At 72.0% G+C, this 14,909-nt stretch carries 13 protein-coding genes and 1 pseudogene; 7 read left to right on the top strand and 7 right to left on the bottom strand.

Translation table 11 applies throughout. The annotated features are described in order from the left end of the window. Positions 1–16 precede the first annotated feature (16 nt). Positions 17–475: an Rrf2 family transcriptional regulator gene (locus HYQ63_RS02655; protein WP_179932315.1), complete on the top strand. Its 459-nt coding sequence runs from the start codon at positions 17–19 to the stop codon at positions 473–475. Positions 476–834: 359 nt separating this feature from the next. Continuing rightward, entirely contained in the window at positions 835–1,728 is an 894-nt protein-coding gene (locus HYQ63_RS02650) for a glutathione S-transferase C-terminal domain-containing protein (RefSeq protein ID WP_179932314.1), read from the top strand. 65 nt (positions 1,729–1,793) lie between these two features. On the opposite strand, the gene HYQ63_RS02645 is transcribed toward HYQ63_RS02650, so the two are convergent. Then, positions 1,794–2,786 carry an amino acid ABC transporter permease gene (locus HYQ63_RS02645; RefSeq protein WP_179932313.1) on the bottom strand — a complete coding sequence of 331 codons (993 nt, stop codon included), beginning with the start codon at positions 2,784–2,786 and terminating at the stop codon, positions 1,794–1,796. Between the two features lie 628 nt (positions 2,787–3,414). Between HYQ63_RS02645 and HYQ63_RS02640 the strand changes: the two genes are divergently transcribed. From HYQ63_RS02640 to HYQ63_RS45845, 5 genes and pseudogenes are all read left to right on the top strand, one after another. Further along, on the top strand, positions 3,415–4,542 hold the full coding sequence (locus HYQ63_RS02640; protein WP_179932312.1) for an LLM class flavin-dependent oxidoreductase: 1,128 nt from the start codon (positions 3,415–3,417) through the stop codon (positions 4,540–4,542). Further along, positions 4,539–5,087: a GNAT family N-acetyltransferase gene (locus HYQ63_RS02635; protein ID WP_179932311.1), complete on the top strand. Its 549-nt coding sequence runs from the start codon at positions 4,539–4,541 to the stop codon at positions 5,085–5,087. The genes HYQ63_RS02640 and HYQ63_RS02635 overlap by 4 nt, the downstream gene beginning before the upstream one ends. After that, positions 5,084–6,037 (top strand): ABC transporter substrate-binding protein, encoded by a 954-nt coding sequence (locus HYQ63_RS02630; protein ID WP_179932310.1) that lies wholly within the window; start codon positions 5,084–5,086, stop codon positions 6,035–6,037. Before HYQ63_RS02635 ends, HYQ63_RS02630 begins: the two co-directional genes overlap by 4 nt. Next, a pseudogene (locus tag HYQ63_RS45850) lies at positions 6,034–6,513 on the top strand (FMNH2-dependent monooxygenase); the annotation flags it as partial. The gene HYQ63_RS02630 and the pseudogene HYQ63_RS45850, both read left to right, overlap by 4 nt. 163 nt (positions 6,514–6,676) lie before the next feature. Next, positions 6,677–7,405 (top strand): hypothetical protein, encoded by a 729-nt coding sequence (locus tag HYQ63_RS45845; RefSeq protein WP_373689196.1) that lies wholly within the window; start codon positions 6,677–6,679, stop codon positions 7,403–7,405. 610 nt (positions 7,406–8,015) lie between these two features. Here HYQ63_RS45845 and HYQ63_RS02620 read toward each other — a convergent pair. From HYQ63_RS02620 to HYQ63_RS02595, 6 genes are all read right to left on the bottom strand, one after another. Next, positions 8,016–9,230 carry an acyl-CoA dehydrogenase family protein gene (locus tag HYQ63_RS02620; RefSeq protein ID WP_179932309.1) on the bottom strand — a complete coding sequence of 405 codons (1,215 nt, stop codon included), beginning with the start codon at positions 9,228–9,230 and terminating at the stop codon, positions 8,016–8,018. Next, positions 9,227–10,564: an NtaA/DmoA family FMN-dependent monooxygenase gene (locus tag HYQ63_RS02615; RefSeq protein WP_179932308.1), complete on the bottom strand. Its 1,338-nt coding sequence runs from the start codon at positions 10,562–10,564 to the stop codon at positions 9,227–9,229. Before HYQ63_RS02615 ends, HYQ63_RS02620 begins: the two co-directional genes overlap by 4 nt. A gap of 14 nt (positions 10,565–10,578) precedes the next feature. Continuing rightward, positions 10,579–11,943, bottom strand: coding sequence for an LLM class flavin-dependent oxidoreductase (locus tag HYQ63_RS02610; protein ID WP_179932307.1), 1,365 nt, complete (start codon positions 11,941–11,943; stop codon positions 10,579–10,581). Continuing rightward, entirely contained in the window at positions 11,940–12,845 is a 906-nt protein-coding gene (locus HYQ63_RS02605; protein ID WP_179932306.1) for a MetQ/NlpA family ABC transporter substrate-binding protein, read from the bottom strand. The genes HYQ63_RS02610 and HYQ63_RS02605 overlap by 4 nt, the downstream gene beginning before the upstream one ends. Positions 12,846–12,936: 91 nt before the next feature. Beyond that, the gene (locus tag HYQ63_RS02600; RefSeq protein ID WP_179932305.1) at positions 12,937–13,596 is read right to left on the bottom strand and encodes a methionine ABC transporter permease; all 660 of its coding nucleotides are present in this window, start codon (positions 13,594–13,596) and stop codon (positions 12,937–12,939) included. Then, positions 13,593–14,591, bottom strand: a complete 999-nt coding sequence (locus tag HYQ63_RS02595; RefSeq protein WP_257231556.1) for a methionine ABC transporter ATP-binding protein — start codon at positions 14,589–14,591, stop codon at positions 13,593–13,595. The genes HYQ63_RS02600 and HYQ63_RS02595 overlap by 4 nt, the downstream gene beginning before the upstream one ends. Between the last annotated feature and the right edge of the window lie 318 nt (positions 14,592–14,909).

The following is a 14,909-nucleotide window of genomic DNA, read 5'->3' as shown; positions in this document are numbered from 1 at the left end:
GGCGGATAATCACCGCATGCGGATCTCTGCGAAGGCGGACTATGCGGTGCGGGCGGCCCTGGAGCTGGCGGTGGCGGCGGAAGGTACCTCTCTCAAGGCTGAGGTGATCGCCGCGTCGCAGGGCGTTCCGCACAAGTTCCTCGAAGGGATCCTGGGCGATCTGCGCCGGGGTGGCCTGGTGGCCAGCCAGCGCGGCGGGAAGGGCGGCTATCGGCTGGCCCGCCCCGCCGACGAGATCACGATCGCCGATGTGATCCGTGTGGTCGACGGGCCCCTGGTGTCCGTACGGGGCGTACGCCCGCCCGAGCTGTCGTACTGCGGCCCGGCGGAGTCGCTGCTGCCGCTGTGGATCGCGGTGCGGGCCAATGTCCGCAAGATCCTCGGTGAGGTCACCCTCGCCGAGGTCGCCGCGGCCGAGCTGCCCGAGGAGGTTCTGGACCTCGCCGAGGACCCCGAGGCGTGGACCAACCCGTAGGGCCCCGTAGCCAGGACGTGGGACACCTCTTGACGGAATCCGTGAGGCACTCGACACTCCTCGTGAGGGATTCCTAGCGAATAGGTGGGGAATGATGAGGCCAGGGCAGGCGGCCGCCGAACGAGCGGTCCGCACGCAGCGGCCATCTCCCCTTCTGACCTCCCGCCGTCACATCGACCTGCTGCGCGTGTGCAGCGCCGCAAGTCCTCTGACCTGAGCCGATCGGCCTCCGGGGGTATCTGACAGCGTCGTCATGCGGCGATGCGACGAACGCCGCCGCGCGCTCACCGCACGCCGTCCACCGCCGGCCGCTCACCGTACGTCTCACCACCAGCGAAGAACCCGACCTGGGGAGAAACGTGTCCGTCACACCTGGGAAAGCCGCGCCGTCCTCGCTGTCCGTCGCATCGTTCCGGGGCAGGATCGGCCGGGACGCGCGCAGTGGACACTACGCCGTGCCGCGCCGCTACCGCCTCCATCTGTCGCTGTCGTGCCGCCACTGTCTGCGGATCGCCATCACCCACAGTCTGCTCGGCCTCGGTGACACCCTCCCGGTGACCCTGTTGCCCGCCGTGCCCGACGGACCGGACGGCGGGCACTCGGCCCTGGGCCTGATGTACGAGGCCAGCGCGCACCGCTACACCGGGCCGACCGCCGCACCGGTGCTCAGCGACGACTGGTCGGGCAGGATCGTCAGCACGCACACCCCCGACATCCTGCGCGACCTGGACCACCGCTTCGGCGGCGCGAGCCCCGACCGCCCCGTGCTCCACCCGTGCGGCACGGAGGGGGAGATGGAGACGATCGCACGCCTCTGCGAGCACGGCATCGACGACGCCGCCCAGCGCGCCGGACAGCCGGGCACCGACGACGTGGCGCGCGACACCGCGCTCGACACCGTGTTCGGCGCGCTGGACGCGCTGGAGCGGCGGCTCGCGACCCGGGCCCACGTCCTCGGCGACGAACTGACCGCCGCCGATGTGCAGGTGTGGGTGACCCTGGTGTGGCTCGACACCGTGCACCGGCACCATCTGGACGCCGCCGCGGTGCACCGCATCACCGATCATCCGCATGTGTGGGCCTACGCACGGAGACTGGCCGCCCACCCGGCGTTCGGCCGCCACCTCGATCTCGACGGCATCGCCCGCCGACACCACGCGCACTGCCGGGGCCTGGAGGCCGCCGGAGCCGCGGTGCAGATCCTGGACTGGGCGGCGCACACCCGGCTCAGGACCCCCGTCGAGCCCAGCTGACGCCACGTCACGGGCCACGTCACAGCCACGCCACCGGTCATTTGACGGGCCGCCCTGTGCGCAGCTCACCGCAGCCGGGCGCGCAGGGCGGCCACCTGTCCGCGCAGGCGTTGCACAGGAGTGGGCGGCAGGGTACGGGCGGCCCCGCGCGCGTAGTGCCGCTCGACGTAGAACTGCCCTGCGCTCAGCACCGTCGTGACGGCGATGTACCAGAGGGTGGCCACCATCAGCAGAGGGATGACCTGGTAGGTCTGGTTGTAGACCAGCTGCACCGAGTACAGCAGGTCGTGCACGGCCAGGACGCTGACGATGCTGGTGCCCTTCAGGGTGCCGATCAGCATGTTCCCGGCCGTCGGCACGATGGAGCGCATCGCCTGGGGGACGACGATCCGGCGCAGTGTGCGCCACCGCCCCAGGCCGAGCGCCTGGGCGGCCTGGGTCTGGCCGGAGTCCACGGAGAGGATGCCACCGCGTACCACCTCGGCTGCGTACGCGGCCTCGTGCAGGGTCAGGCCGATGACGGCGGTGAGGGCGGGGCCGAACAGGTTGACGGTCTTGACGGTGACGAACTGGGGGCCGAAGGGGACACCGACACCGAGCGTCGGGTAGAGGGCGCCGATGTTGAACCAGAACAGCAGCTGGACCAGCAGCGGTGTGGAGCGGAAGATCCACACGTAGCCCCAACTCAGCGTACTCAGCACCGGGTTGGCGGACAGCCGCATCACGGCCAGCAGGGTGCCGAGCAGAAAGCCGAGCACCATGACCACCGCGGTCAGCCACAGGGTCAGCAGCAGCCCGCCCAGCACGGCGCTGGTGGTGAAGTAGCTCCCCACCACGTGCCACTGGAAGGCGGGGTTGCGGACGACGGAGTTCACCACCATGGCGAACACCAGCAGCGCGACGGCCGCGGCGAACCACCGGCCGAGGTGCCGACGCGGCACGATCGGCGGCAGGTCGCCGGAATCACCGGGGCCCGGGGCCGCGTCTCCCGGCTGCTTGCGCGCGGATGCGGACACGGACACGGCGTCGGGGGCGGTGACATCGGAAGGCGTGGCCATCTGAGGCTTCTCCGGGGGAAGGATCGCGGGCGTGGGGGGTGAGCACCCCGGTGGCACGGTGTGGCCCGGGGCGGGGCGGTTCATCACGCTCGCCGCGTCCCTCAACGCGGCCGGAGGGGCTGCCGCGCGCAGCGGAGCCGGTCCAGGGGCGATGGTATGTGTCGGCAGGGCGTGAATGTCAATGTGGCGGGGGAGTCGGTCATCACCGGTCCGTCACCGCCGGTCCGCCATCCGAGCACTGGTTGACGCGACGCCGTTCGTCCTGCTCAATTAGTCCCATGACTGCCCAGCTGCGCTTGGTCTCCCGCGACCACATCGACTTCGGTCGTGTGTGGTCCGCGATGTGTTGCGCCTGACTCGGCAGCGGGCTGTCTGACCGGCCCTTCCCTCCCTCGGTGGCCCCGTCGCGGGCCGAGTTCTCTCCTCGCACGACCGCAGCACACGGGCGCCGCCCGGGTGCGAACGGTCCTGCGAACCCGGACACGCGCTGCCTTCGCACCCCTCCGGCCTCATCACGCCTGTGCCACCCGCGCTCCGCACCACGCTGATCCACCGTCATATGCGGCTGGGCCAGCGGCACCCCGCCCGTCCGCGGGACTCCTCCGCCCTTTTCCGAAAGGCCCTTCGCATGCCCGTGGAATTCCTCGGCATCGCCGCCACCCATGACGGCTCCGAGACCACCCCGCGCTCCGGCGCCGCCTTCGACAAGGAGTACACGCTCCGGCTCGCCCGGGCGCACGAGGACCACGGCTGGGACCGGGTGCTCTTCGCCTACGGCTCCGGAGCGCCGGATCCCGCCCCGGCCGCCGCGTACATCGCGAGCAGGCTGGAGCGCCTCCAGATCCTGCTCGCCCACCGGCCCAACGTCTCGTACCCCACGTACGCCGCCAAGACGTTCGCCACCCTCGACCAGATCAGCGAGGGGCGGCTGACGGTGCACTTCATCACCGGCGGCAACGACCACGAGCAGGGCCGGGAGGGCGACACCCGCACCAAGGACCAGCGCTACGAGCGCACCCGCGAGTACATCCGGATCGTGAAGAAGATCTGGACGGCCCGCGAGCCCTTCGACCACGAGGGGGAGTACTACCGCTTCCACGACTTCGTCAGCGATGTCCTCCCCGTACAGCAGCCCGGACCCCGGGTTTCCTTCGGCGGCTCCTCCCCGGCGGCCTACGCGGCCGGGGGAGCGGAGGCCGACATCTACTGCCTGTGGGGCGAGCCCCTGGAGAAGACCGCGGAACAGATCGAGGCGGTGAAAGCGGCCGCGCGGGCGGCGGGCCGCACCGATGTCCCGCGCATCCAGGCGGCGTTCCGGCCGATCATCGCTCCCACCGAGGAACTGGCCTGGGAGAAGGCCCACCGCACGGTCGGCGCGATCCGCGCGCGGCGTGAGCGGGGGCTCGTACGACACCACCGCAACGGCGCCCCCGAGAACACCGGCTCCCAGCGGCTGATCGCCATCGCGGAGCAGGGGGAGCGCTACGACCGCGCCCTGTGGACCCCGACCGCGGCCGCCACCGGTGGCGCGGGCAACTCCAACGCCCTGGTCGGCACCCCCGAGACGGTGGCCCAGGCGCTGCTGGACTACTACGACCTGGGCGTCGACATCCTCTCGGCCCGGGGCTACGACCTGCTGGGCGACGCGATCGACTTCGGACGGCACGTGATCCCCATCGTCCGCGAGGAGGTCGCCAAGCGCGACGCCGAGCGCGCGGCGCGCGGCCCACAGGCCCTCGCGGCGGTGCGCGCATGACCGCAGTCACGCAGCGGCCGTCCACCGGGCTGACCGTCGTCCCCGCCGAGGTCGGCGACCCGCGCGTGGCGCCGCTGTTGCGTGGACTGGGTGACGAGTACTCCACCCGTTACGGCAAGGACGCGCACGCCGAACTCGCCCGGTACCCCGACGAGGAGTTCACCCCCGCCCACGGCGGCGTGCTGCTCCTGCTGCTGGAACACGGGGAGCCGGCCGCGGGTGGCGCCTTCCGCCGGTACGACGCGACCACGGCCGAACTGAAACGGATCTGGACCCACTCCGCCCATCGCCGGCGCGGCCTCGCCCGCCGGGTCGTGGCCGAACTGGAGCGCGAGGCGGGGAACTACGGCTACCGGCGCGTCTACCTGACCACCGGGCCGCGCCAGCCCGAGGCCCGCGGCCTCTACCTGGCCACCGGCTACACACCGCTGTTCGACACCGAGGCCGACCCGGAGACCATCGGCCCGCTCCCGTTCGAGAAACACCTCGCCACCGACCGTGGCACCCGCACCGACGCCCGTATCCGAAAGGCCCACACCCCGTGAACCACACCCGCGCGAGACCGCGCCTCCGTCCGGCCGTTGCCGCAACCGTGCTCGCGTCGACGCTGGCGGGCTGCGGCTCCGGCGGCACCGGAGGGACCTCGGCGGCGGGCGCCGCGTCCCCCGCGCCGACCGAGAACCCGGTCGCCTCGGTGCACAAGGTCGGCTCCGTCGCCGCCCTGCTGCCCGCCGATGTCAGGAAGTCGGGCACGCTGCGGATCGGCAGCTCGGTGGGGGGACCGCCGAACGCGTACTACCCGCAGGGGACGGGCGGGAAGCCGGTGGGCCAGGACATCGACCTCGCGAACGCGGTGGCCAAGGTCCTCGGCGTCACGCTGAAGCGTCAGGACGCCTCGTTCGAGACGATCCTGCCCGCCCTCGGCAGCGGCAAGTTCGACGTCGGAACCGGCAACTTCGGCGTCACCGCCGAGCGGCTGAAGACCGTCGACTTCGCCACCTACATCAACGACGGCCAGGGCTTCGCGGTGAAGAAGGGCAACACCGCGCTCGGCGGCAAGGTCACCGACCTCACCCGGCTGTGCGGCCTGACCATCGGCACCGGCGCGGGCACCACCTTCGAGGCGACCCTCGAAGCACAGAAGGAGGTGTGCGCCGAGGCGGGCAAGAAGCCGTACGAGGTGAAGGTCTACTCGGAGAACGGGGCGATCCTCACCGCGCTCCAGCAGGGCCGGATCGACGTGGAGATGTCCACCATCAACGGCCTCCGCTACCAGGCGGCCCAGAAGGCCGCGCAGACCACCTTCCTCGGTGAGTACCACCGGCTCGATGTGGGCTTCGCCTTCAAGAAGGGCTCGCGGCTCACCCGGGCCTTCCAGGCCGCCGTCAACGAGCTGATCAAGAACGGGACCTATGCCCGCATCCTCGACAAGTGGGGCACCAAGCCATCCGCGATCAAGACCTCGCGGATCAACCCGCCCGAGCAGACCTCATGACGGGCAGTCGCGGGGGCCGCCCCTCGCCACTCCATCTCGCCGTCGCACTCGACGGTGCGGGCTGGCACCCGGCCGCATGGCGCGAGCCGGGGGCCCGGCCCCGCGACCTGCTCACCGCCGAGTACTGGACCGATGTGGTCACCGAGGCCGAACGCGGCCTGCTCGACTTCGTGACCCTCGAAGACGGGCTCGCGCTCCAGTCCTCGCACCGTACGCAGCCCGACGAACGTACCGACCAGGTGCGCGGCCGACTCGACGCGGTCCTCGTCGCGGCCCGGGTCGCGCCCCTGACCCGGCACATCGGGCTGGTGCCGACCGCGGTCGCCACCCACACCGAGCCGTTCCACCTCTCCAAGGCGATCGCGGACTCCTGGCACGGCGACGAGATCGTCGCCGACCAGGAGACCGGCGTCTTCCTCGAGGACGCGCGCGCCGGTGCGTTCGTCCACGAGGGACAGCACTTCGACATCGCCGGATAGTTCAACGTGCCGCGCAGCCCGCAGGGACGCCCGGTGATCTTCCAGGCGGGCGACTCCGAGGAGGGGCGCGAATTCGCCGCATCGAGCGCGGACGCGATCTTCAGCCGGTACAGCACCCTGGAGCCCGGGCCGGGAGTTCTACGCCGACGTCAAGGGCCGCCTGGCGCACCATGGCCGCACCCCCGACCAGCTGCTGATCCTGCCGGCGGCGACCTTCGCGCTCGCCGACACCGACGCCGAGGCACAGGAACTGGCCCACGAGGTGCGACGGCAACAGGTCAGCGGACAGACCGCGCTCCGGTATCTGGAACACGTCTGGAACCGCGACCTCTCCGTCTACGACCCCGACGGCCCGCTCCCCGCCATCGATCCCGCCCCCGGCGAGAACACCGTCGCCCGGGGCAGGGCCAGCGTACGCACCCACCGGGACCCGCGCGCCATCGCCCGGGAGTGGCGCGAGCGCGCCGCCGCGGAGAGCCTGTCGATCCGCGAGCTGGTCATCGAGACCACCGGACGGCAGTCGTTCGTCGGCTCCCCGGCCACGGTCGCCGACACCATCAACGCGCTCGTCCAGGCGGACGCCGCCGACGGCTTCATCCTGGTCCCGCACATCACCCCCGGCGGCCTCGACGCGTTCGCCGACACCGTCGTCCCGCTGCTCCAGGAACGCGGCGTGTTCCGGCACGACTACACGGGCACCACCCTGCGCGACCACCTCGGCCTCGCGGAGCCCGCCGTCGCACCGGCCCCCGCCGGGCGGCCTCATGAGACGACGATGGCCTCCTCGGCGCTGCGGGCGATCACCACGACGGCCTCGTCGTCCGGGCTGGGGTTCAGCGCGGAGACGGTCTACCCGTCGTCGTCCGCCTCGTCGTCTTCATCGTCATAGCGGTCTTCGCGGTCATCCTCGTCGTCGCCCTGAGAGGGGCTTGCCGGACCGCTGCTGGCCGACGGTTGAGGGGCGGTGGAGCCGGTCGGAGGAGTCTCCTCGGGGGCGGATGACGGGGCGGATGGTGGAGCGGACTCGTCCTCCTGGCTCGGAGGGGCGGTGAGCGAGACTTGTCCCCCTGCGGGCTGCCTGCTGCCGAAGGAGACGGAGGCCGAGTCGATGATCGTCGACATGGCCAGGGCACATCCGGCGAGGACCAGCGCGGTACCGGCCGCGGTGAGGACCGTGGTCTTGCGGTCCCTCCAGCGGTCCCGGACGCTTGACGCGTCGTTCCCCTCCTCACCTGGCCCGACGCGGGTCTCGGCGGCCGAGTGGTCGTCCGGTAAAGGGGGCGATCCGGAATCGGGTGGCATGTTTCCTCCGTACGGGCGGGACCGCAGACCACCGTAGTTGCCCCTGGTTCAGGGCAGAGCCAGCGTGGCTCCAGCGTTTCGTTAAGGGAAGGCCAATATTCGGCTCGGCCCCCTCGGGCGCTGCCCGGCGGGCGGCTGGCTGGCTGGAGACGAGCACCGGGTGACGGCTGTGTGTCATCGGCTGCCCGTGCCCCCGCTCAGAAGAACCCCGTCAGCGGCGGCGGCTCGGCGTTGAGGAGGTAGTCGCCCACCACGCGTGCCTTGTGGGCGATCGGATTGTGGCTGACCAGGGTGCGGGCATTGCGCCAGTGGCGGTCGAAGTTGAACGCGCGCCGGGTGGCGGAGGCCCCGCCCACGTCGTACAGCCGTTCCGCCGCCCGCAGAGCTGCCTGGGCGGCGACCACCTGCGCCTGCGCCACCTCGGTGGCCGCGTCCGCGAGCGCCGGTTCGTCGCCTGCGACACCGTCCTCGCCGCGGGGGCCTGCGAGGGCGCGGTCGATGGCGGCCGCGGCGCGCAGCACGGTGGCCTCCGCCCCGTACCCGAGCGCCGCCATCTCGCCCACAGTGTGCTGCACGAACGGGTCCTGAACCGCGTGGTCGACGCCGCTGTGCCGGACCGCGCGGGCGCGGTCTCGGGCGTAGCCGATCGCGTCGCGCACCGCGTTCTTGGCGATGCCGGTCTCCACGGCGGCGAGGTAGAGCTGGTGGTACGCGCCGAGGTGGGTCCGGCGCACGCCCACGGCCTCGTCCACGATGACCTCCCGCGGGTACACCACCACCTCGTCCAGCTCCGTGGTGCCGCTCGCCGTCATGCGCTGGCCCATGCCGTCCCAGTCGTCGAGCAGCCGCAGCCCGGGGCGGTCATGGGGGAGGACGACGCGGACCCGCTGGTCGAGGTGGTTCTTCGCGGCGATGACCACCCAGTCGGCGAACAGGCTGCCGGTGCTGTAGTACTTCGTGCCGCTGAGCCGGTAGCGATCGCCGTCGGGCACCAGGGCGGTGTGGATGTCGCCGGGGTGCTTGGCCGCGGTCTCCCCGGTGGCGTTGCCGAAGAGTTCGCCCGCCAGCGCCGCGGTGAACCACCGCTCGCGGTCCGCCTTCCCGCCGTCGCTGATGAGCTTCTCGAGGAAGCCGAAGTGCGGGCGGAGCGCCTGTGCCACATTGGAGTCCGCTTCGGCCAGGTCGACGACGGTCTGGAACACGTCGACGAGGCTCGCCCCCGGGCCTCCGTACGCCGCCGGGACCCGCAGGCATCCGATGGCGCTCGCCCGCACCGCGTCCATGGACCCGTACGGCAGCTCCCGCTCGGCCTCGCGGCGCGCGGTGTCGACGGCGAGGGTGTCGGTCAGCCCGGCGACGCGGTCGAGGACGTCCCGTACGGTGACGGCCCGTGGGGCGGTGGTGGTGTTCATCGGGCCGGGGCCCCTTTCTGTTCGGAGGACGGTGCCGGTACGGGGAGCCCCAGGTGGTCGCGGAGGGTCGTGCCCGTGTAGCCGTGGCGGAAGACGCCGCGCTGCCGCAGGAGCGGCACGACGTGGTCGACGAAGGTGTCCAGGCCGTCGGGCAGCGCGTCGGGCAGCAGGGTGAAGCCGTCCACCAGACCGGCCGACCACCAGCCGGTGATGTCGTCGGCGATCCGCTCGGGAGTGCCGATGACCGACCGGTGGCCGCCGATGGTGCGTGCGGCGAGCCCGGCCAGGGACAGCCCCTCCCGGCGGGCGATCTCGGCGTGGGTGCGGAAGAAGCCGGTGGGCAGCCGGTCCGGTGGCGGCCCGGACAACTGGGCCTCGGTCAGCGGGGCTTCGGGGTCGGTGGTGGCGGGATCGAGGCCCAGCGTACGGGCCACCCGGCCGACCTGCCGCGCGTCCTGGCGTACGCCCGCCTCGAGCGCGGAGAAGCGGGCGCGGGCCTCGGCCTCGGTGCTGCCGATCACCGGGGTGAGGCCGGGCAGCAGCCGGATGCCGGACACGTCGCGTCCGTACCGGTGCGCCTGCCCGGCGAGCCGCGCGCGGTAGCCGCGGGCCGCCTCCTCGTCGAGCAGCGGGGCGTAGACCGCCTCGGCGAACCGTCCCGCGAGCGCCACGCCCTGCGGCGAGGCCCCGGCCTGGAGTTGCACGGGGCGGCCCTGCGGGGAGCGCGGCACGTTGAGCGGCCCCGCCACGTCGAAGAACTCACCGGTGTGGTCGGCGGAGTGAATCCGGCCGGGGTCGGCGAAGCGCGCGCCGTCGGTGTCCGCGATGAGCGCGCCGTCCTCCCAGGAATCCCACAGCCGGTGCACCAAGCCGATGAACTCCTCCGCCCTGCGGTAGCGGGTGCCGGGGTCGAGGACGGTGTCGAGGCCGAAGTTCCGCGCCGCCTCGGGGAAGAAGGTGGCGACCGCGTTCCATCCGGCGCGCCCCCGCGAGGCGTGGTCGATCGAGAGCACCCGGCGGGCCAGGTTGTAGGGCTCGTTGAAGGTGGTGGACCCGGTGAAGACGACCCCGATGCGCTCGGTGGCGGCGGCGAGGTAGGTCAGCAGCATCGACGGTTCCAGGGCCTGCCCGGGGCCCTGGCCGATGTCGCCGTGGAGGGCGGGGATGTCGGCCAGGAACAACCCGTCGAGGGCGCCGTGCTCGGCGGTGCGGGCCACCCGCAGATGGTGTTCGGGGTCGACGTAGGCGTCCGGGGCCGGACCGGGCAGGGTCCAGGCGCCGGGGTGGGCGCCGACGCCGGTGATGTTCACCAGCAGACTGAGTTGGCGTGTCATCCTGAGTTGGCGTGTCATCGGGCCAGAACCTCCGCCGTGTCGGGTGCGTGGCGGGCCACCAGTGGCCGGGCCAGGCCGAAGTGGTCGCGGAGCGTGGCGCCCGCGTAAGTGTCACGGAACAGCCCTCGGCGGCGCAGCTCCGGGACCACGTGCTCGGCGAAGGAGGCGAGTCCGCTCGGGAGCACGTCGGGCATCAGGTTGAAGCCGTCGGCCGCGCCCGCGGTGAACCACTCCTCGATGGTGTCGGCGATGTCGGCCGGACTGCCGGCGACGACGCGGTGGCCGAGTCCGCCGCCGAGCCGCCGGATCAGCTGCCGGGCGGTGAGCCGCTCGCGCCGGGCGAGGTCGGTGGTGACGGTGAAGAAGGTCTGGAGCCCTTGGACGTCTTCGGCGGGGCCGATGAGGTCCCACGGCAGTTCCGCGTCCGGGTCGAGGGCGTCGGCGTCGATGCCGAGGAGGGCGGCGAGCCGGTCAAGACCGTAGCGGAGCGGGATGAGGTCCTGGAGGCTGTTCAGCCGCTCCAGCGCCTCATCGCGGGTGGCGGCGACGACCGTCGACAGCCCGGGCAGCACGACGAGCCCCTCGGGGTCGCGGCCGAGCGCGGCGGCCCGGGACTTCACAGCCCGGTAGTACGCCGTGCCCTCGTCCAGGGTCTGTGCGGCGCTGAAGACGGCCTCGGCGTGCGCGGCGGCGAGTTCGATGCCGTCGGGCGATCCGCCCGCCTGGACGAGGACGGGACGGCCCTGCGGCGAGCGCGGGGTGTTGAGCGGCCCCCGTACGCGGAAGAACTCGCCCCGGTGGTCGATGGTGTGGATACGGGCCGGGTCGGCGAACACGCCCCGCGCGGGGTCCCCGATGAGGGCGTCGTCGTCCCAGCTGTCCCACAGCTCGCCGACGGTCTCGACGAACTCGGCGGCGCGCCGGTAGCGGTCGCGGTGGGTGGGTGCCTGATCCAGCCCGAAGTTGCGGGCGGCGGCGGGGCCGGCCGTGGTCACCGCGTTGAACCCGGCGCGGCCCCGGCTGAGGTGGTCCAGCGAGGCGAACCGGCGGGCGATGTTGTAGGGCTCGTTGTAGCTGGTGGAGGCGGTGGCGATGAGGCCGATGCGGCTGGTGTGCGCCGCGATCCCGGCGAGGATGACGGTGGGTTCCAGGGCGTATTCGGGGCGGTGGGCCACGTCGGGGGTGAGCACGGGGGTGTCCGCGAGGAAGACGGCGTCGAGCTTCGCGGCCTCGGCGATGCGGGCGGTGGTGAGGTAGTGGTCGAGGGAGAAGGCGGCGCGCGGGTCGCCGTCGGGGGCCCGCCACGCACCGGCGAAGATCCCGGACTGGAAGATGTTGACGTTGAGGTGCAGGTGTCGCCTGCCGGGCGAGAGGGTCATGGGGCGGCTCGCTGTCGCTGGTCGGCGGGGATCGTGGCGGGCTGGGTCTCCACGTCCAGGTGGTGTCTGATGAAGCGGGCCACCCTGGGGTCGGCGAACGCGGCCTTGAGCCGGGTGATGGCGGGGTCGTCGGCATAGGCGGTGCCGACGACGAGCTGGATGGCGAAGCGTTCGTCGGCCCGCGGCAGCAGGATGCGCTGCTTGATCGGGATCTTGGCGACGCGGAACTTGTAGGCGTAGTTGATGGCGGCGTCGACGTCGGGGAGGGAGCGGGCGATGGCGTCCAGGGACACCTCGTGCCAGCGGAAGCCGTGGGGGTTCCCGGCGATGTCGCCCAGCTGCGCGGTGAGTGGGTCCACGTCCTTCTTGAGCTTGATCAGCCCCACCTTCTGGAGGGTCAGCAGCGCCTGGGTCTGGTTCGCCGGGTCGTTGGGGAGGGTGATCCGTGCGCCGTGCGGGAGGTCCTTCACGCTGCCGTACTTCTGCGAGTAGAGGGCGAACGCCTGGGTGAAGAGGGGCTGCACGGCCTTCGCCTGGTAGCCCTCGTTGGCCACGATGACCTTGAGCCACTCGGCATGCTGGGTGATGTTCGCGGCCAGCTTGCCGTCCGCGGTCGAGCCGTTGACCTGGTTGGCCTCGTTGACGGGATACGGCTTGACCGTGATGCCGTGGTCCTGGTCGACCTTGGCGGCGAGGTACTTCACGATGGCGCTCTGCGGGATGCTGCCCTGGTTGTAGCCGACCCTCAGGGTCCTTCCCAGGGGCGGGTGGTCCTCGCCGCCCACCCGCGCGGCGACCAGCGAGCCGATGGCGAGGGCAACGGCACTGGTCGCGGCCGTGACGGCGATGCGGCGGGGCAGTCTTGACTTCAGTTCGAAGCCGTGGTCATGGACGAAAGGCATGGGTGTTCCCCGGTGGGATGAGGAGGGTGCGGGGGCGCGGCGGGGCTGAGCGGCCTCAGCGGGCGTCTCAGCGGGCGTCTCAGCGGGCGTCTCAGTGGGCCAGACGGCGCACCATGCGGTCACCGGTGAACTGGATCAGCTGCACCATGACGATGAGGGTGACGATCGTGGCGGCCATGACCGTCGTGTCGAAGCGCTCGTAGCCGTAACTGATGGCCAGGTAGCCGATGCCACCGGCCCCGATGGTCCCGGCGATGGCGGAGAACTCCAGCATGCCGACGATCGCGATCGTCAGACTTCCCGCGAGCGCGGGCAGCGCCTCCGCCAGCTGCACGGACACGATCACCTGAAGGCGTGAGCCGCCCGCGGCGCGCCCCGCTTCGGCGGCTTCGCGGGGCACCTCGCGCAGGGCCGTTTCCACCAGCCGCGCGACGTAGGGGATGCCCGCGAGCGACATCGGGACGATCGCGGCGGACACCCCGATGGTCGTGCCCGCCACGTACCGGGTGAACGGGATGATCGCGGCCATCAGGATCAGGAACGGCAGCGAACGGCCCAGGTTGACCACCCAGCTGAGCGCGGCCCGCAGGGCCCGGTGCGGAAACAGCGCGCCGGGCGAGGCGTTGTGGAGCACCACGCCCACCGGGGTGCCCACGGCGACGACGATGAGCATGACGGCCACGACCATCTGGAGGGTCTGGCCGATCGCGGGGAAGAGCAGGGGCCAGAGCTGGTCGGGTTCGGTGCTCATGCGACCGCCTCCGTGACCGCCTCGCGCACCGGCGCGAAGCGCACCGGTTCGTCGGCGGGTGGGGTCCGCTCCGGGGGCACCGGTTCGGCGTGGATGCCCCAGCCCGCCAGGACGGACGTCAGCTCGTCCGCCCGGTCGTGGCCGACCGCGACGGTCGCGCGGCCCGCCACCCGCCCGGCGATCTCCTCCACCGTCGCGGACAGTACGTGGACGTCGAGTCCGTGGTCCGCGCCGAGCCGCGTCAGCCAGTCCGTGGGCACCGCGTGTCCCTGGTAGGTGAGCCGCCAGGTGCCGAGGCCCTGCCGGTTCGGGGAGACCGGCCGGTCGGGGAGCAGCGCGTTGCCGAGCGCGGAGTGCGGGTCGGCCACGAGCCGGTCGACGGGGCCCGACTCGACGACGCGCCCCTCGCGCAGCAGGGCGGCGGTGTCCGCCACTTCGCGGACCACCTCCATCTCGTGGGTGATCAGGAGGATGGCCAGATCCAGGTCCGTCCGCAGCTCGCGCAGCAGGGCCAGGACGGACCGGGTGGCGGCGGGGTCGAGGCCGGAGGTGGCCTCGTCGGACAGCAGCACCTTGGGGCGCAGGGCCAACGCCCGTGCGATGCCCACGCGTTGGCGCTGACCGCCGGACAGCTGCGCGGGGTAGTCGTCGGCCCGGTCCGCGAGGCCGACCCGCTCCAGCAGTTCGGCGACGCGGCGCTTCTCGTCCCGTGCGGTCACCCCGAGATACCGCAGTGGCATGGCGACGTTCTCCGCCGCCGTACGCCTGCGCAGCAGATTGGCGGACTGGAAGACGGTTCCGATGGCCCGCCGGGCAGGGCGGAGTTCACGCTCCGGAAGGTCCGTCACATCGGTTCCGGCCACCCATACCCGCCCGGATGTGGGGCGTTCGAGTAGATTGACGCAGCGTGCCAGGGTACTCTTCCCCGCGCCGCTGGGGCCGACGACGGCGCCGATGGTGCCCTGCGCGATGTCCAGGTCGACTTCATGGAGCACCGGCCGCGCACGGCTACCGGTACCGGTACCGAAGGTTTTATGCAGTTTCTCTACACGGATCACCGTGTGGACTCCTCGACGCTCTGAAGAGAGTGCGGGCGGGCACGCCGAAGGGAGACGGGCCGGCCCCGAGCGGGAATGAGATCAGTGAGAGAAACAGGCGGCACTGGTGATCACCATGTGATCGACCGTGCGGCGGCGCGTGCAGAAGAGGGTCCGCGACATGGGATGGGATGCTCACATTCCTGTCTGCCCAGGTCAAGAATAGACCGCATGGTGAGATGGGCGGTGTGTCCGGTGGCCGTCCGCCGTTCCGCA

Origin of the sequence: Streptomyces sp. Rer75, assembly GCF_013414305.1 — a bacterium.
Lineage (GTDB): Bacteria > Actinomycetota > Actinomycetes > Streptomycetales > Streptomycetaceae > Streptomyces > Streptomyces himastatinicus.
This window is presented reverse-complemented; position numbering and strand designations above follow the sequence as displayed.